Origin of the sequence: Salinicola salarius (assembly GCF_003206135.1) — a bacterium.
Classification (GTDB): Bacteria; Pseudomonadota; Gammaproteobacteria; order Pseudomonadales; family Halomonadaceae; genus Salinicola; species Salinicola salarius.
The window spans coordinates 209,537-227,238 of record NZ_PZJT01000003.1 but is presented as its reverse complement, the minus strand read 5'-3'; the positions used below and the strand labels follow the sequence as shown (position 1 = coordinate 227,238).

Below are 17,702 nucleotides of genomic sequence, written 5' to 3'. Positions count from 1 at the left end.
TGACGTGGAATGACGCATGACAGAAAGGCCGGGCAGACANNTGTCTGCCCGGCCTTGTTCACTTCGGAATAGTGACGCCGACCGCGCCCGACCTCAGGTCCCGGAAGTCACCCGTTGCAGCGCCAGCGTCGCAGCGAAGGCCAGCACTCCCAGCCATGCCATGGCGGTCGAGCCCATGGCCGCCATCAGCGTGGCGTCATAGAGCGAAATGGCGGCGATCAGACCCACGACGGCGCGAGGCACGTCTCCCGGCGCCCGGCGGAACAGCCACATCAGGCAGCGCGCTCCCCAGGCCAGATAGCCCAGCCACAGCGCCAGGGCAAGCAGCGAGGGTTCGGGTCCGGTCAGCATGGTGGCCAGCATGAACACGACCGGCACGGCCAGCACACCGAGCGGCCAGGCCGCGCCCAGCCGGTCGTAGGCCTCCTGGCGAGCGGCGTAGGTCAGGCCGATGACATGGCAGGCAAGGCCGATCGCCCCCCAGACCACCATGTCGTTGAGCGTATTGGTGACGACCAGCGCCGCGGTCAGGTAGGTCAGCAGACGGCACGCCCCCATCAGCAGCGGGCTCCAGCCGATGCGCTTGTGCCACCAGTCATAGCTCAGGATCGCGGCGATCAGTGCCAGCCCTGTCAGCCCGGCGGAGAGATGGCTCATGAACAGCAGCAGGCTCCCCAGCGCGAGCATCCCGGCTCCCAGCAGTGCGACGGTCAGGCGGTCGACGTCCCCTCGCGGGATTGGGCGATCGGCGCGCTCGCGGGCATCGATCTCGGCATCGCAGGCGTCATTGAGATACATGCCGCCGAGATAGAACAGCGTCAGAGCCAGCAACAACGGCAGGGCGGTGGTGGACTGCCAGAGCGCGCCGGCGCTTGCGCCGGCCAGCACGGCGCCGGCCAGCACGTTGCTCCAGACCGTGGGGAGATTGGAAACCCGCCCTAGCTCCAGCCAGACGCTGGTTTTCGAACGCAGTGTCGTCGAGTCCGCTGTTATCGCACCGGCCGGTCTCAGATCAGCTGCTGCTTGACCCAGGTCAGCTCCCGCGCCACCGCCTTCTCCACGCTCTCGGTGCGTAGAGTCTCCGGTAATACCTGCCATGTGTAGGTCTCCACTTCCAGATGCTGCGAAATCGGTTGCTGACGATGAAGGGCGAGAATGTCGGCGAGAAACGACTGCGTGGTCTCGAACGGCGGGATCGCCTCCACGAAGATCGGCACGTGGTAATGAATCCGCCACTCCTCGCCGTCGATGCGGGCCTCGTCAGCCAGCGCCTCGGGCAGGTCCGCGTATCGCACCAGTCCGCTTTCGCTGGCGACCACGACCTGATGCAGATAGGTCCGTTCGCAGAACGGCGCCAGCGCCTCTCGCTTCGCGGCGTCGAATTTCGGGATCCGCAGCGCCGCGCTCAGCTGCAGCTTGTGGATGGGAATGCCGGCCGTGCGCAGGGCTTCGATGCTGGCGGCCGGGTCCTCGAATTCCACCGCCGCGTGGCACACGTCGTAGCAGACGCCCAGATGCCGCGGCAGCGCCTGTTTCGCCTCGTCGATCGACAGCCCGCTGAGCTCGCTCAAGCGGCCGGCGGCAGCATCGGAATAGAGCCAGTCGTGGAAGAACGCCAAGGTTTCCTCGATGGTCTCCAGGAAGCAGTGGGGCTCGGGTTCCAGGGCGATGGTGATGGTCACCCGGGTCCGGCGCGCGAGCTCGACGCAGTGGGAGACGGCCTTGAGCAGATTGTCGGCCATCTGGGCCTCGGCTCCCTCGGCCAGCGGCTTGTAGGTGCCGGGGACGGTGCTCAGGCTCACGGTATCGCCGGCGACGCCGAGTTCCGCCAGCAGGTCGGCCAGCCAGCAGGTGTAGTCCAGCCGGGCCCGCTGTTTCCAGTCGGGCTGGTAGACGTTCTGCTTGACCGGAATGCCGTGGAAGGGGCCGAACGGGAAGCCGTTCATGGTCACCACGCGATAGTTCTCCCGCGCCAGGATCTCCTTGAGTTCGGCGCGGGCATCGGGGGCGCGAAGCTCCTCCAGCGCCTGGGCGGAAAGGCGCAGCCCCACGCCGAAGGTCGCGTCGGGAGAGAGGGCATCCCGCACGCGCTTGACCGGCCCGAGCAGGGCGCCGCGCACCGCTTCCCAGGTCTGGGTCGGGTGGATGTTGAGACAGTAGGTCAGTTGACCCAGATCGTCAGGCAGCTGCATGGCGGTTCGCCTCTTCGCGCAGCCAGTCGATCGCGGCTGTCATCATGGTGTCATCGATCCTGTGAACATCGTGTCCACGGCCCAGGCCGGCCAGCAGCGTGATCGTCAGTTCGCCGCCGAGATGTTCCTGGAACTCCCTGAGGCCCGCCAGGATGGCAGGCTGGCCATCGTCACCGATCTCCAGCAACTGGGCATGGAAGACCGGCAGGCCCAGGCGCTTCAACAGCCACACCACGCGCCATTCGGCGCCGGCGGGCAGCAGCCCCTTGAGCACGGAATAGCGGGCATCGAGCGCGATACCGATGGCGACGGCTTCACCGTGGCTGATGCCGTGGTGAGTCAGCGCCTCGAGCTTGTGTGCCGACCAGTGGCCGTAGTCCAGCGGGCGCGACGAACCCTGTTCGAACGGATCGCCACCGCGAGCGATTTGCTGCATGTGCAGCTCGGCGCTGCGGCGGATCATGATCTCCTCGGTGCGTGGATCGAACTCGGCCAGCGAATCGGCGTTGGCCTCGAGCCAGTCGAAGAAGGCGCCATCGCGGATCAGCGCCACCTTGATCGCCTCGGCAATGCCGGCGAGCCGGTCGCGGCGCGAAAGCGTGCACAGGAAGTCGAAGTCGTTGAGCACGGCCCACGGCGGGGCGAAGGTGCCGATGAAGTTCTTGCAACCCCGGAAATTGACGGCGTTCTTGACCCCGACGCCGCTGTCGTTCTGGGACAGCACGGTGGTCGGTAGCCGGATCAGGCGCACGCCGCGATGCCCCATGGCGGCCGCGAGACCGAGCGCATCCAGCACCGCACCGCCGCCGATGACGATGACATAGGCGTGGCGATCGACGCCGTAGTGCCGGATGTCTTCCAGCACGCCGTTGACCGTCTCGAGGTCGGCCTTGATCGCTTCCCCGCCGGGTACGGTGATCGGCGCTGCGAGCAGGGTCATGCGGCTGGCATGGGCGGCGAAGTAGGCGTTGATCCGCGTTGTCAGATCCGGCCAGGTAGCGGCGATGCCGGCGTCGACGTAGATCAGGCAACGATGAGTCTTGCGCGGTTCCTTGCGCGAGATGGCGTCGGCCAGCAGAGGGTTGTCGGGAGAAAAGATCTCTCGGGTAAACGCGATGGGATAATCGTAAGCGACGGAAAATCGCTGCCAATGGACTTCTGACGATGACGAGATTTGCGAGGTGTCGAGTTGCCGTACTGGCTTCGGTTGCATCGCGAAAGGCGGAGGGTCGATAGCGACATTGCCATCGATCGAAAACGATAAAGCGGGCCGGTTCATGAAGTTATCGCCTGCGTAAGGGGTCCGAAAACAAAAAGGCGGACCGCTTCATTAGGGGGCGGTCGCGCTTGGCCTTGGCCTGGGTTTTACGGGGTTAGCTTCGGGGTTTCGTGGGGCAGGCGACAAGAATGGTTCTTCTGCTACGAAGTATTAGCAGCGTATGGGGTTTTTGGACGTGTCGGTACTCATCAAAACGTCCGCCGTGATAGATCACAGCGTCTGCGATGGTAGATCGCAACGTCGGCGATGGTGAAAAAAAGGCGGCGCTAACTCCTTGCGCCGCCTGGGGTTTAACGGCGATCTCGCGCGTCGGTTTTTCTCGCGATCACCCTTTCAGCGGCGACGGAGTGACATCGGCGGGAATCGGGCAGCGATAGGGTTCCCGGCGTGTGGCGGCGTTCAATTCCTCGCGCGCCCGGGCCAGGATGGCGGGATTTTCCAGTAGCGCGACGGCGGTGCCGGCCATCACCTTGGCCGCCTGCAGCATGCCCTTGTGGCCCAGCGAACTGCGTCCCTGCGCGACTACCTGCCAGGTGTGCAGTGGCGTGCCCAGCGCGAAGCAGTTGACGTAGCACTGGGCCGTCGGCACCACCCAGCTCACGTCACCGACATCGGTGGAGCCGTACATCAGTGCTTCGCTGGCGCTGTACGGCGCGAGATCCTCGACCAGCGCCTTGTCGGCGAGCCCGTCGACGTACGCTTCGGCGGCCTCTCCGCCGGCGCTGACGATATTGGCGTAGGTCGTGCGCAGGTCGTCCTCGCTGACGGTCGCCTTGATTCGTTCGGCGTAGGCCTTTTCTTCCGCATCGTGACATGGCGGGCCGAACGCCTCGAACCGGGCCTGCATCACGCTTTCCAGCGTGCGGTTCGGACGATATCCGGAGCATGCCTTGTCGAACACCATCTCGACCTCGGTGCCGGTCATCAGCGCCGCGCCCTCGGCGATCTTCTGAATACGCTCGAAGATCGACTGGACATCCGCCATGCGTCGCGCGCGCATCAGGTAAAGCACCTCCGCCTCGGCCTGAACCACGTTCGGCGAAGCGCCGCCGGTGCGGGTGATCGAGTAGTGGAAGCGGGCGTCCGGCACCACATGCTCGCGCAGATAGTTGGCGCCGACGTTCATCAGTTCCACCGCATCCAGCGCGCTGCGGCCGAGGTGCGGCGAGTTGGCGGCGTGGGCGGAGGTGCCCTTGAAGCGGAAGTAGGCCTGGATATTGGCCAGGGTCGGGGTCGAGAAGATGGCGTTGAAGGCCTGCGGGTGCCAGGTGAGGGCGGCATCGACATCGTCGAAAACGCCTTCGCGCACCATGAAGGTCTTGCCGGAGCCCCCCTCCTCGCCGGGGCAGCCGTAGAAGCGGATCGTGCCGGACAGACCCTGCTGCGCTCGCCATTCTTCCAGATAGTCGCGCACGCCGACGGCGGCAGCGAGCGCGGCGACGCCGAGCAGGTTATGCCCGCAGCCATGACCGTTGCCGCCGGGGATCAGCGGTTCCGCGTCGCTCGCTTCACCGCGCTGGCTGAGTCCGGCCAAGGCGTCGTACTCGCCGAGCAGCGCGATGACCGGCTTGCCGCTGCCGTAGCTGGCGACAAAGGCCGTATCGATGCCAGCGATGCCACGTTCGACCTGAAACCCTTCGGCTTCCAGCGCTTCGCTCAGTGTCGACGCCGAGCGACCCTCCTCGAAACGCGTTTCGGCGTATTCCCATACCTGGTTGGCGTAGTCGATGAAGCGATCGCGCTTGCCTTCGATCAAGGCGTCGAGTCGCTGGGTCGTGGTGTCGGTAGCAGTTGCGTCCATGGGTTTCTCTCTCCTCAAAGCGTCTCGGTACGTCGGCGGCGTAGTGCAGCGTCGTCTGCCTGCAGTGCCAGATGCGCCAGGGTGCGAATGGCCAGCGGAAGCACGTCCTCGTCGAAATCGAAGCGCTGATGATGATGGCCAGCGGCGAGGTCGGTGCCGAACACCATGTAGGTGGCCAGGCCGCCACGCTCGCGCACGCGCTGCATCATGGTGGTGGCATCCTCGGAGCCGGAAGGGCGATTCTCGACGGGAATCACGCTGTCGATGCCGGGAAGGTCGGCAATCCGCTCCTGTATGAAATCGACCAGTTCGGGGCTCGGCTCGCAGTTGCGCGCCTCGCCCGCGAGGGAGTAGGTCATCTTCACTCCCTGCATCGCTGCCGCGCCGCGCAGCATGTCCAGCGCCCGACGCTGCATCTCGTCGTTGATCTCGCTGGTCTCGCCACGGGTCTCGAGCTTGAGCGTCGCGGTAGCCGGCACCACGTTGCGGCCGCTGCCGGCGTTGAGCACGCCGACATTGATGCGCGAGGCGCCGGCACTGTGACGCGGAATCGCATGCAGGCCGAGTGCCGCCTGGGCGGCGGCCAGCAGCGCATTGTTGCCGGCCTCCGGGTTGGCGCCGGCATGGGCGGGCACGCCGGTAAAGGTGGCGTCGAGCTTAGTGGTGGCGAGATAGCCGTTGTGACCGCAGACGACGGTCCCCTTGGCCACGCCGGTGCCGATATGGGTGGCGATGAAGATATCGGCGTCGTCGAGGACGCCGGCTTCGACCATCGACCTGGCGCCGCGCACGCCCTCTTCGGCGGGCTGGAAGATCAGCTTGATACGGCCGCTCAACTGCGATTTCAGCTCGACGAACAGACGTGCCAGGCCGAGACCGATGGTGGTGTGACCGTCGTGGCCGCAGGCGTGCATCATGCCGTCGTTGCAGGAGGCGAATCCCTCGCGGACGGGGCGGTGGTCGTCGTCGCGGGACTCGTCGAGATCGAGCGCGTCCAGGTCGACGCGGTAGGCGAATGTCGGCCCCGGGCGACCGGTATCCAGCTCGGCCACGACGCCCGTGTAACCGCCGGCGAGTGCCGGCAGCCAGCGTTCGATGGCGCCCTGGTCGCGGGCGCGGTCGAGCGCCCGGGCCAGCACTTCGGGCTCGGGAACGCCCATGCGGCTGTCGGCGTCGATCACGTCACGACCGACGCTGACCCGATAGCCGAGCCGCTCCAACTCTTCGGCGACGATCGAGGCGGTGCGGAATTCGATCCAGCCCGATTCGGCGTGGCGGTGGAAATCGCGTCGCCAGGTCTTCAACTGCGGCAACAGGGCTGCGACCGCGGTTTCCAGATCGGGCGTGGTAACGGTGCTCATGGTGAAGTTCTCCGTCTGTTCGTTGTCGTCTTGCGTCTTTTCACGTTCGGGCCTTCGTCAGGACGGCAGATAGGTCGTGATGCCCGGGCCGTAAGGCAGTCCCAGCAGATAGAACGCGGTCAGCAGCAGGATCCAGATACTCAGGAACGCCAGGGTGTAGGGCAGCATCAGTGACATCAGCGTGCCGAGGCCGGCGTCCTTGTCGTATTTCCGGATGAAGGTGAGCACCACGATCATGTACGGGTTGAGCGGCGAAATGATATTGGTCGACGAATCGGCGATGCGGTAGGCGACCTGCACGAACGCGGGGTGATAGCCGAGCTGCATGAACATCGGCACGAACACCGGTGCTTCCAGTGCCCATTTGGCAGAGCCGCTGAAGATCAGCAGGTTCATGCAGGCGGTGAAGACGATATAGCAGAGAATGACCGGGAATCCGGTGAAGTCCATGGCCGTCAGCAGGTCGGCGCCGTTGACCGCGATCCAGGTGCCGATGTGCGACCAGTTGAACCAGGCGATGAACTGCGAGGCGGCGAAGATCAGCACGATATAGCTGCCCAGGTCGCGCATCGCCTCGGCCATGTTCTCGGAGATGTCGCGGGAGCGCTTGATGCGGCCCACGGTGATCCCCCAGGTCACGCTGACGGTGATGAAGAAGAACAGGATGATGGGGATGATGCCGCTGAGGAACGGTGATGGAATCAGGCTGCCATCCGCACCGCGCAGCGGCGAGTTCGGCCAGAACAGCAGCGTGGCGATGGCGGCGACGTAGACCAGTGCGGCGATGCCGGCATTGCGCAGACCGCGACCGGCGTTTTCCGGCTCGTTGTTTTCGACCTTGTCGACATCGCCCTGATAGGTGCCGAGGCGCGGTTCGATGACGCGTTCGGTGACGACGGCGGCCACGATGGTGAGCACGAACACGGAGACGCAGTTGAAGTACCAGTTGTCCACCGGGGTCACGGTGATGTCGCCGCTGACGATGCGTGCCGCTTCGGTCGAGATCCCGGAAAGCAGGGCATCGGTGCCAACGATCAGCAGGTTGGCGGTGAAACCCGCCCCGGCGCTGGCAAAACCGAGCGCCAGACCCGCGATCGGATGGCGTCCCAGCGAGTGATAGACCATGGCGGCCAGCGGTGGCAGCAGGATCAGCGAGGCGTCGGAGGCGACGTTCATCATGATGCCGGTGAACGCGACGGTATAGGTCACCAGGCGCTTCGGCGCCGACAGGATCGTATGACGGATCAGGGTTTCCAGCAGGCCCAGTTTCTCGGCCAGGCCAATGCCGAGCATCATCGACAGCACCAGTCCGAGCGGGGCGAAGCCGGTGAAGTTGTCGAGCATCGAGTCGAGAATGAACCGGATACCCTCGCCGGAGACCAGGCTGCGGATCGCTTCCACTTCCCCGCTGCCGGGGTGTTCGACGGTGGCACCCGCAGCGGCGAACAGTGCCGAGGCGATCAGCACGACCAGGGCGAGAATCACGAAGATCATGAACGGGTCGGGGAGGCGATTGCCGAAACGCTCGATAGCGTTCAGCAACCGGATCGACAGCCGCGGGCGCGCGGCGTCGCGGGAGGCGGTCGCTTCCATAGGACACTCCTGAATCGATTGTTGTTGGATCGGTTGGGCCGATCGGATGTCATGTCGCGCTATGGCGTTGCTCGGAGCCGGCGGTCGGTTGTGTTATGGCACCTGGGCATCGAGCGGGGTCGCTGTCTGCGACCCGAAAACACAGTAGAACCGGCTCGAGATCTGCAAAAGATGTCGATTACTTTTTGGTGATAACCTGCGGTGATCGTGAACATCGGGGTCCGTTGTCATGCAGTATCCGATCAAGCTCCATCAGATTCGCGCTTTCGTCGAGGTGTCGCGTCGCGGCAGCATTCGTGCGGCGGCGCGTGAACTGGGGCTTTCCCAGCCAGGGTTGACCAAGGCGATTCGGGAACTGGAAGAGGGTCTGGGGGCCGCACTGCTGCTGCGGACCTCCCACGGGGTGACGCTGACCGAGTCCGGGCGCGCCTTCGAACAGCACGCCCATCTGATCCTCGAAGAACTGCGCCGGGCGCGCGAGAACGTCGAACAGCTGAACGGCGTGCTGCGCGGCCAGATCGTGATGGGAGCCTCGGCGACGGTAGCACGCACGCTGCTGCCTCAGGTGGTCGGCCGCTTCCGGCGGGAACTGCCCAACGTGAAGTTGCGCGTGATCGAGGGCCAGTTGTCGTCGATGGTGGCGGGGCTGCGCGACGGTGAGCTGGATTTTTCGATCAACACCGTTTCCAGCGGCGTGCTCGACAACGACCTGGAGGCGTTGCCACTGTTCTCGAAACCGTTCGTGGTGGTCATGCGCCGCGATCATCCAAAGAGCGGGGCGCGGCGACTCAGCGAACTGATCGACTGCGACTGGGTATTGCCCACCGCGCGCAGCGGCTACTACGCCGATCTGGCCGACACGCTGGAACGCCACGGATTTTCGCGTGATCAGGTCAGCGTGGTGTGCGACTCCTTTACCACTTCGCTCAATCTGATCCAGCACAGTGACATGGTCGGCGCCTTTGCCAGCGAAATGACTGCCCAGCACGGCATGGGTGAACTGGTGGAGCTGACGCTGGACGATTCGCTACCGATGGCGACCTTCCACATGATCAAACGCCGTGGCGTGCCGCTGACGCCGGTGGCCTCGCAGCTGGCGCGGCTGTTCGAGTTCGAGAGCCGGGGCGCTTGAGCCGTTCGCGAATCAGCTCGCCTTGCGGGCCGCCGTGGGGCTCTCCACCGGTTCCTCTTCGACGCCATCGAGGCGGTCGGCGCGCCGCAGGACAGGGAAGCTCCACATCCACAGACCGACGATCGCCAGCGTGCCGACGGAGCCGATGACCGCGGCCGGCGCGGTGCCGAACCACGACGCGGTGACGCCGGATTCGAACTCCCCGAGCTCGTTGGAGGCGCCGATGAACAGCATGTTGACGGCGTTGACCCGGCCGCGCATCTCGTCCGGTGTGGCCAGCTGCAAGAGCGTCAGGCGGACGTAGACGCTGATCATGTCGGCGGCGCCCGCGATCAGCAGGGCGCCGAACGAGAGCCAGAACCAGTGGGAGAGCGCGAAGACCAGGTTGGCGAGGCCGAACACGGCGACGGCGGCGAACATGATCATGCCGGCATGGCGCTTGATGGCGCGCACGCCGAGATAGAGCCCCATCAGAAAGGCGCCGATGGCGATGGCGCTGCGCAGGGCGCCGAGCCCCTCCGGGCCGACATGCAGAATTTCATGGGCGTAGACCGGCAGCAGCGCGACGATGCCGCCGAACAGTACGGCGAACAGGTCCAGCGAGATGACGCCGAGAATCACCGGCTTGTTGCGGATGTAATGGATGCCGGCGGTAAAGCGCTGCCAGGCGGTATCGTCGGTTTGAATACGTTCGAAGGCATAGCGCACCGGCACGCCGGCCAGCGCCAGCTGGGCGACGAGGAAGCAGCCCAGGTTGACGCTGTAGGTCAGCGTCGGGCCGAAGGCGTACAGCAGGCCGCCGAGCATGGGGCCGCCGATCACGCCGATCTTCATGATCGAGGAGTTGAGGGCGATCGCCTTGCCCAGTTGATCGCGCGGCACGATCTGCGGCAGCAGGCTCTGCAGCGTCGGCCCGGTGAAGGCCCGGGCAGCGCCGAACAACACCAGCACCGCGTAGAACGGCACCGCGGAGTCGGGCTGTTTCAGCGACAGCAGAATCAGCAATCCACTGCAGAGTGCCTGGGCGGCCCAGCTGAGTTGCAGGATTCGCTTGCGGTCGAAACGGTCGACGACATCGCCGGCCGGCAGCAACAGCACCACCATGGGCAGGAACTGGGCCAGGCCGACATAGCCCAGCGTCAGCGGGTCGTGGGTAATGTCGTAGACCTGCCATGCCACCACGATCGCCTGGATCTGCATGGCGAAGACCGCACAGAGGCGCGAGGCGAGAAAGGGGGCGAAACCGGGCTGGCGATAAACGGGGCTGTCGGGACTGTCGGTGGTGTCTGCGGGCATGGTGACCTGGTCGTGAGGCAGGGGAGCGGGGCGCGAATTAGCACGCTAATGGCTAGAATAGTCCAAGCATACGCCGTCCTGTGGCAAAAAGCCGCTGGTGGATGGCATGGCCCCCTTGTTTCGCGACAGTCATCTTCTCGCGACAGGCGCTCTTCAGGACAGACACGCCTTGATAGCGGTTCCGGTTTGTCAAACGAGGGCTTTGGATAACGCCGGATAATGACCGAGCGGGCGGTTGCCCCAAAGTGGCGCAATAGAGGTATTCATCGACGTTTTTTCGACTTCTTTTGGAGCGAGGGCGAGCGTATAGTTCGCTCGCTCTCGACCTCGTGTCTGGCGCGCCTTCGAGGGATCGAACCGTCATCCGGAGAGAGGCGTCACAACGCGAGCGTCTTATCCTGTTCTAGTCTATCCATTGGGAATCGCCGGCTCCGCGCCTGCTGCGCACCGGCCTTGTTCGAAGTGCATTTTCGAGGTTCGTGGCCTTATGTCTCGGCAGTTGCTTTCCATGGCGCTGGCACCGCTACTCGGTCTTTTCATCCTGGGTATCGGCAATGGCTTCCTGGCATCGTTGATTACCCTGCGTCTGGACGCCGCCGGTGAATCCGTCACCACCATCGGCTGGGTGTCCGCCGCGTACTACATCGGTCTGGCGATCGGTGCGCTGTTGAACGATCGGCTGTTGCTGAGAATCGGCCACATTCGCGCCTACGCCTGCTTCGCATCGCTGGTCGCGGTAACCGTGCTGCTGCAGGGGCTATGGCTCAACGCCGAGCTGTGGTTCACGCTGCGCCTGATCGGCGGGTGGGCGACGCTGGGTGTCTATCTGGTCATCGAAAGCTGGTTGCTGACCGCGGCCGACACGCGGGTTCGTGGCCGGCTGCTGGCGCTCTACATGATCGCGCTTTACGGCGCCGGGGTGATCGGGCAACTGCTGCTGGGCGTGGCGGACCATGCCGGCGCCAGCCAGCCATTCATGATCATCGCCATGCTGGCGTCGCTGTCGGTGCTGCCGCTGGGCATGATCCCGCGGGTGTCGCCGCTGATCGAGCATGCCGAGCCGCTGTCGCCCTGGCGGCTGATCACCGTCACGCCAACCGGCGTGATGGGCTGTTTCGGCTCAGGGCTGGCGGTCTCGGCCATCTACAGCCTGCTGCCGCTCTATCTGCAGCGCAATGGCTTCGAAGTGCAGCAGATCGGCGAGATGATGGCGATCGTGATTCTTGGCGGCATGTTGCTGCAGTATCCCATCGGGCGCTGGTCCGATCGGCATGACCGCCAGATCGTACTGATTCTGATCGGTGTCGTGCTGGCGGTGCTGTGTGGCGGGGTGATGCTGCTGCCGGATCTGCCCGGCCTGCTGGCGGCGGTGCTGTTTCTGGTGGGCGGCGGTGTGTTCGCGCTCTATCCGGTGGCGGTGAGCCATGCCGCCGACCGCGCACCGGCCGGCGCGCTGGTCCGCATGAGCCAGGGGCTGCTGCTGATCAATGCGTTGGGGGCGACCCTAAGCCCGCCGCTAATCACGCCACTGATGACGCATACCGGCAACGCGGGATTGTTCATGGCGCTGGCCGGGCTTGGTGTGGTGCTGGTGGCATTCTTCGTCTGGCGTCGGAGCCGGCGCCCGGCGCCGATCCCGGTGGCGCCGTTCACCTCCAACCCGCAGCAGTCGGTGGTGGGCGCCGAACTCAGCGTGACCGACGAACTGGTGCAGGGCGCGATCGAGCACGAACACCAGGAAGACCTGTCGCAGCTGGTGCCGGACGTGGAAACGGCGCTTCCCGATGACATGGGTGGCGATAGAGACGACGACGTGGAAGACGACCCGGCGACTGCCACGGCGAAAAGCCGAGAAAGTGTCATCAGCCGTTAGACGTCGGCGACCCGACTAGCGGGCCGGATCGATCACGCCGCCCAGCGAGGCATTGCGGCGGAACCAGCCGGCGATGCTGACGCGTGGCTGTCGAGTCGGCAGCACCTCATGAGGGATGCGGTCGGAGAGAAAGCAGGCGAAGGTGCCGGCCTCCGGGTGTACGCGGGCGACCTCGCGCTCGGGCTCGTGTTCGTCATAGAGCGCCATTTCGCCACCGCCGTCGGCCGGCCAGTCCGGATTGAGATAGAGCACGGTCGAAATGACGCGGTTGGCCCGGCCGCGAAAGCTGTCGTAGTGCTTGCGGTAGAAGGCGCCCGGCGGATAGTGGGCAAAGTGGGCCTCGAACTCGAACAATCCGGCATAGAGCGCGAGGTTGATCTGCTGCTGGAGTTCGCCCATCAGCGCCAGGTAGCGTCGCTGCGCCAGGCTTTCCCGATCCAGCCAGTGAATGGCGTCGCCGCGAATGTCGCGCCGCAGCATGCGCTCGTCCCCACGGCCGATGGCCGCTTCCTGAAGCGCCGCCTGCCGATGCAACAGCTGCAGTTCCTCCAGCAGTTCCCGGCATAGCTCCGCGGCCAGAAACCGCTCGCCGACGTACCAGCCGCGTTCCACCAGTCCGTCGATCAAGGCGGGGAGCTGGGCGCTGTCCCAGAAGGCGTGATGGGCGTCGTTGGGTGTCATGAAGCTCTCACTCGAGAATCTTGCCAGGCTGGCCGGACCGTGATGCGGTCTGGCGTCGGCGCTGTGGATGGTAGCGCAACTCCCCTTGCGTGGGTTTGCGGTCCAGCGCGATATCGCTTTCGAAACCCACGGCCAGCAACTCCACCAGCATCATGGCCGACAACCCCCAGATCATGCGGTCCTCGAAAAGATAGCTGGGTACGTACCAGGGCTGGTCGTCGACCGGAATGACATCGGTATGGCTACGATGGTCATCGATGAAGTGGCGCAAGGGAACCTCGAAGATCGAAGCGATTTCACCCGGCTCCGCCTTCAGCGGCAGGTCCGGCTCGATCAGGCCGACGAACGGCGTCACGCGCAGGCCGTGGAGCGAGATCACGTCGCTCAGACGCCCGATGATCTCGACCAGGCCCGGTTCGAGGGCGATCTCCTCGTGGGTTTCCCGCAGCGCCGTGGCGAGCAGATCTCGGTCTTCCGGCTCCCGCTTGCCGCCCGGAAAGGCGACCTGGCCGGCATGCTGGGTCAGATGCGCCGTGCGCTGGGTGAACAGAAGCGTTGGCTCGGGGCGGGTGACGATGGGCAGAAGCACTGCCGCCTGAGGGTGGGCATTATCCAATCGACGCGGGCGATGTGCTTGCAGGCGTTCACGGACTTTCTCTAACATGAGGTTTCGACTCTAGCTTTTCGATTCTGAAAGGGCCGGCGTGCCGACGATGCCCGACGGCTCCTGCGAACTCGAGACCCTCCGACACGCGAGGCGTTCTACATCCGAGACCCTATGAACTACTGTAGCCACTGCGGCCATACCGTGCGTTTCGCGATTCCCGATGGCGACGACCGCCCTCGGTTCCTGTGCGATGCCTGCCACACCATCCATTACCAGAATCCGCGCATCGTGGCCGGCACGCTGCCGGTAGCGGGGGAGCGAATCCTGCTGTGCCGTCGTGCCATCGCGCCGCGCAAAGGGTTCTGGACACTGCCGGCGGGGTTCATGGAGAACGCGGAAACCGTGGAGCAGGCGGCGCTGCGGGAAACGCGAGAAGAGGCCCGCGCCGTCGTCGACGATCCGACACTTTATACCCTGATCAGCCTGCCGCACATCAATCAGGTGTACATGATCTTCCGCGGCGATCTCAACGGCGATTTCGCCGCCGGGCCGGAGAGTCTCGAGGTCGAGCTGTTCGAGGAAACGCAGATTCCCTGGGACGAGCTGGCTTTCCCCACCATCGAGCGCACGCTGCGCCACTTCTTCGATGATCGGCGTCGGGGCACCTTCGAGCTGCACCTCAGCCAGATCGGCAAGGAGGAGAGGGAGCGTTACCTCGGCTCTGCCTGAGCATACCCTCGGGCCGCGGGGTTCCGTCTCAAGCGTAGGGCAGGGAATCCGGATCGCTCAGCGGCCAGACATCGTAGGCCGGTTCTTCATAGGGATGCGCGTCGATCAGCGCCTTGATCGCCGCGCGTATCCGCTGATCCTCGCAGACCAGTTCGACCCGATACTCCTCGACGCTTTCCAGCGCACCGACGTCACCGATATGAGGCTGGGCGCCGGGGAGCGGCCGGAACTGGCCCACGCCACGGATCTGGAAACAGCATGCCTCGTAATCGCCGATGCGCCCGGCGCCGCTGGCGAACACCGCGTCCTTGACGCTCTCCAGGTGGGATTCGGGAACGAAGAAAGCCAGTTTGTACATGAGGTCGTCGGCTCCGGATTCGGTCGTGGCGGTGGGCCGCATGCAGCGATGATGGCATAATGAGCCGCGCTCCGACAGCGGCCTGCTGCGCCCTTTGCCGAGGGCCGGGCCCTGCCGGGAATGAACTGTCCGAAATGAATCGAGCCGACCGGAAGCCTTGGCGATGTGGAAATGGGTCATTGTGGTATTGGTTGTCATGCTGGGGCTGATGCAGTACCGGCTGTGGTTCGGCGAGGGCGGCATCCGGGAATTCAACGATATCCAGGCGCGCGCCGATGCTCTGGAAGGCACCACCGACAGGCTCGAGGCGCGCAACGACCGTCTCGCCGCCGAAGTCGTCGACCTCAAGAACGGGCTCGATGCCATCGAGGAGCGGGCGCGTAGCGATATCGGCATGGTCCGCCAGGACGAACAGTTCTTCTGGGTGACCGGTGTCGACGATCCCGGCAACGGCCCCGCCGCCAGCACGGGGGGCGCACAGCCATGACCTTGTGGTTGATCGTGCCCGCCGCCGGTCGCGGCCAGCGCATGCAGGCCGACCGTCCCAAGCAGTATCTGACGCTGCAGGGCAAGAGCGTGCTGGCGCGCACGCTCGAACGTCTGCATCAGGCCTTCCCCGAAGCCGCGCTGCGGCTGTGTCTCGATCCCGACGACGAATACTTCGACCCCCGCGACGTTCCCTTCGAAGACTGGCAGCGTGTCGGCGGCGGTGACCAGCGCGCCGATACGGTGGGCCGCGCCCTCGCGACGCTGGTGGAACTGGCGGCGGACGACGACTGGGTACTGGTGCATGACGCCGCCCGGCCCTGCGTGCGGCTCGAGGATCTGCAGGCACTGCGGGAAGCGCTCGAGGACGAGGCGATCGGCGCGCTGCTGGCGACCCCGGCGGCCGACACCATGAAGCGCGCCGATGAGCGCGGACGAATCAGCCACACCGAACCGCGGGACGGCCTCTGGCACGCGCTGACACCGCAGGTTTTCCGCTTCGATCTGCTGCGCCAGGCGCTCGATGCGGCACTGGCCACCGGCATGACGGTGACCGACGAAGCCTCGGCGATCGAAGCCATGGGGCTGGCGCCGCGACTGGTCGCCGGCAGCCGCGACAATCTCAAGATCACGCATCCCGAGGATCTGGCCATGGCGGCGCGCATACTCGCCGTGCAGTCGGAAGCCGCGTCGGGATCGGCGCCGACCGTCACCGGGCAAGGAGCCGTCAGCGGGCAAGGAGCCGTCAGCGGACAAAAAGGAGTGGAAGCATGAGTTTCAGGATCGGTCACGGGTTCGACGTGCATCGCTTTGGCGAGGGCGATCATCTGATGATCGGCGGGGTTCGCCTGCCGTTCGACCGCGGCTTCGTCGCCCACTCCGATGGCGACGTGCTGCTGCACGCGATCAGCGATGCGCTGCTGGGCGCCTGCGCGCTGGGCGACATCGGTCGGCACTTTCCGGATACCGATCCGGCCTGGAAGGGCGCCGACAGCCGAGCGCTGCTGCGCCACGTCGTCGCGCTGGTGCGCGAGGCCGGCTATCGGATCGGCAATCTCGATGCCACGCTGATGGCCCAGGCGCCGCGCATGGCCGAGTCGATCCCGCTCATGCGCGAGACGATCGCCGCCGACGTGGACGTCGAGCTGGGCGCGGTCAACGTCAAGGCGACGACCACCGAGCGGCTCGGATTTACCGGGCGCGGTGAAGGCATCGCCGCGGAAGCGGTGGTACTGCTGGTCGCGGACGCTCGATGAGCGAACCCTCGATGTCTTCGGCCGACGCCTGGCCGCCGAACTGGAGCTATGTCGCGGGCGTGCCGGCTGCCACCGGCGAGTATCGCCAGCGCCCTGAAGACTTCCAGGTCGAGGAGCAGTTCGATTTCGCCCCGGAGGGCCACGGCGAGCACTGGTGGCTGTGGCTGGAGAAGCGCGGGATGACCACGCCGGATCTGGCTCGCCTGCTTGCCCGCGCGGTCGATATCCCGGTACGGGATGTGGGCTTCAGCGGGCTCAAGGATCGCGACGCGGTGACACGGCAGTGGTTCTCGCTGGCGCTGCCCGGTCGCGAGCCGCCGGCGGAGTGGGACGCAGGTTTGGCCGAACGCGGCGTCCGCTGTCTCGAGGCGGTGCGGCATCCGCGCAAGCTGAAACGGGGCGTACACCGCGCCAACCGCTTCCATCTGAGAATCCGGGGCGAGGCCATCGACGCGGCGGAGACCCGCGCGCGCTGGGACCGCCTGGTGGCCGAGGGCGTGCCCAACTATTTCGGCCCGCAGCGCTTCGGCCCGGCGGGGCGCAACCTGCAGCGCGCTCGGCAACTGCTGGCTCGGGGCTGGCGCAAGCGCCAGGATCCCCAGGGGTTACTGCTCTCCACCGCTCGCAGCTATCTTTTCAACCAGGTGCTGTCGGCGCGTGTCACCGACGGCACCTGGTGTGTCCCGCAGCCCGGCGACGTGCTGAATCTGAACGGCACCGCGAGCCGCTTCGCCAGCGCGCAGGTCGGCGAAGACCTGCTGGCCCGCGCCGAGGCCGGCGACCTGCACCCCACCGGGCCGCTGTGGGGCGTCGGCCGGCTGGAGAGCGAAGGCGAGGTGGCCGAGCGGGAAGCGGCCATCGCCACCGGCCATGCCGAGCTGAGCGACGGCCTGGTCCAGGCCGGGGCGCGGCACGACCGGCGGCCACTGCGGCTGCGGCTCGGGGAGGCCGAGTGGGAAAGGGAAGAAGAGGCGGTTCGGCTCTCCTTCACCTTGCCGCGAGGCGCCTTCGCCACTTCGGTGCTTCGTGAACTGTTTCGACACCCCACGCTGATCTGA

The 17,702-nt window shown here is 65.6% G+C and carries 17 protein-coding genes; 7 read left to right on the top strand and 10 right to left on the bottom strand.

Translation table 11 applies throughout. The features are described from left to right. Positions 1–93: 93 nt before the first annotated feature. From DOM32_RS04305 to DOM32_RS04280, 6 genes are all read right to left on the bottom strand, one after another. Positions 94–903 carry a UbiA family prenyltransferase gene (locus DOM32_RS04305; protein ID WP_208625302.1) on the bottom strand — a complete coding sequence of 270 codons (810 nt, stop codon included), beginning with the start codon at positions 901–903 and terminating at the stop codon, positions 94–96. Between the two features lie 104 nt (positions 904–1,007). Beyond that, positions 1,008–2,192 carry a metabolite traffic protein EboE gene (gene eboE / locus DOM32_RS04300; RefSeq protein WP_071230588.1) on the bottom strand — a complete coding sequence of 395 codons (1,185 nt, stop codon included), beginning with the start codon at positions 2,190–2,192 and terminating at the stop codon, positions 1,008–1,010. After that, positions 2,179–3,471 (bottom strand): 3-dehydroquinate synthase, encoded by a 1,293-nt coding sequence (locus tag DOM32_RS04295; RefSeq protein WP_244179802.1) that lies wholly within the window; start codon positions 3,469–3,471, stop codon positions 2,179–2,181. Before DOM32_RS04295 ends, eboE begins: the two co-directional genes overlap by 14 nt. A gap of 325 nt (positions 3,472–3,796) precedes the next feature. After that, the gene (locus tag DOM32_RS04290) at positions 3,797–5,272 is read right to left on the bottom strand and encodes a M20 family metallopeptidase (RefSeq protein ID WP_071230589.1); all 1,476 of its coding nucleotides are present in this window, start codon (positions 5,270–5,272) and stop codon (positions 3,797–3,799) included. Between the two features lie 14 nt (positions 5,273–5,286). After that, complete coding sequence (locus tag DOM32_RS04285) at positions 5,287–6,633, bottom strand: amidohydrolase (protein WP_071230590.1); 1,347 nt, start codon at positions 6,631–6,633, stop codon at positions 5,287–5,289. 57 nt (positions 6,634–6,690) lie between these two features. Then, complete coding sequence (locus DOM32_RS04280) at positions 6,691–8,226, bottom strand: AbgT family transporter (protein ID WP_071230591.1); 1,536 nt, start codon at positions 8,224–8,226, stop codon at positions 6,691–6,693. Positions 8,227–8,455: 229 nt separating this feature from the next. Here DOM32_RS04280 and DOM32_RS04275 point away from each other — a divergent pair, with 229 nt between their 5' ends. After that, a complete protein-coding gene (locus DOM32_RS04275; RefSeq protein ID WP_071230592.1) occupies positions 8,456–9,358 on the top strand; it encodes a LysR family transcriptional regulator in 903 nt (300 codons plus the stop codon). Between the two features lie 12 nt (positions 9,359–9,370). Here the strand turns inward: DOM32_RS04275 and DOM32_RS04270 are convergent, their stop codons facing one another. After that, positions 9,371–10,654, bottom strand: coding sequence for an MFS transporter (locus DOM32_RS04270; protein ID WP_110631592.1), 1,284 nt, complete (start codon positions 10,652–10,654; stop codon positions 9,371–9,373). 487 nt (positions 10,655–11,141) lie between these two features. Between DOM32_RS04270 and DOM32_RS04265 the strand changes: the two genes are divergently transcribed. After that, on the top strand, positions 11,142–12,527 hold the full coding sequence (locus tag DOM32_RS04265; protein WP_071230594.1) for an MFS transporter: 1,386 nt from the start codon (positions 11,142–11,144) through the stop codon (positions 12,525–12,527). A 15-nt stretch (positions 12,528–12,542) separates the two neighbouring features. Here DOM32_RS04265 and DOM32_RS04260 read toward each other — a convergent pair whose 3' ends face one another. Next, entirely contained in the window at positions 12,543–13,208 is a 666-nt protein-coding gene (locus DOM32_RS04260; RefSeq protein WP_110631589.1) for a 2OG-Fe(II) oxygenase, read from the bottom strand. 7 nt (positions 13,209–13,215) lie between these two features. Next, on the bottom strand, positions 13,216–13,872 hold the full coding sequence (locus DOM32_RS04255; protein ID WP_110631585.1) for a CoA pyrophosphatase: 657 nt from the start codon (positions 13,870–13,872) through the stop codon (positions 13,216–13,218). 114 nt (positions 13,873–13,986) lie between these two features. Here DOM32_RS04255 and DOM32_RS04250 point away from each other — a divergent pair, with 114 nt between their 5' ends. Further along, positions 13,987–14,544 carry an NUDIX hydrolase gene (locus tag DOM32_RS04250; protein ID WP_071230597.1) on the top strand — a complete coding sequence of 186 codons (558 nt, stop codon included), beginning with the start codon at positions 13,987–13,989 and terminating at the stop codon, positions 14,542–14,544. Positions 14,545–14,572: 28 nt separating this feature from the next. Here DOM32_RS04250 and DOM32_RS04245 read toward each other — a convergent pair whose 3' ends face one another. Next, entirely contained in the window at positions 14,573–14,902 is a 330-nt protein-coding gene (locus tag DOM32_RS04245) for a YqfO family protein (protein ID WP_110631870.1), read from the bottom strand. Between the two features lie 163 nt (positions 14,903–15,065). Between DOM32_RS04245 and ftsB the strand changes: the two genes are divergently transcribed. Genes ftsB through truD form a run of 4 tightly spaced genes read left to right on the top strand, consistent with a single transcriptional unit; the run spans position 15,066 to position 17,702 of the window. Next, entirely contained in the window at positions 15,066–15,389 is a 324-nt protein-coding gene (gene ftsB / locus DOM32_RS04240) for a cell division protein FtsB (protein WP_071230598.1), read from the top strand. Beyond that, a complete protein-coding gene (gene ispD / locus DOM32_RS04235) occupies positions 15,386–16,162 on the top strand; it encodes a 2-C-methyl-D-erythritol 4-phosphate cytidylyltransferase (RefSeq protein WP_110631582.1) in 777 nt (258 codons plus the stop codon). The genes ftsB and ispD overlap by 4 nt, the downstream gene beginning before the upstream one ends. Beyond that, entirely contained in the window at positions 16,159–16,644 is a 486-nt protein-coding gene (gene ispF / locus DOM32_RS04230; protein WP_071230600.1) for a 2-C-methyl-D-erythritol 2,4-cyclodiphosphate synthase, read from the top strand. Before ispD ends, ispF begins: the two co-directional genes overlap by 4 nt. Beyond that, positions 16,641–17,702, top strand: a complete 1,062-nt coding sequence (truD, locus tag DOM32_RS04225) for a tRNA pseudouridine(13) synthase TruD (protein ID WP_244179801.1) — start codon at positions 16,641–16,643, stop codon at positions 17,700–17,702. The genes ispF and truD overlap by 4 nt, the downstream gene beginning before the upstream one ends.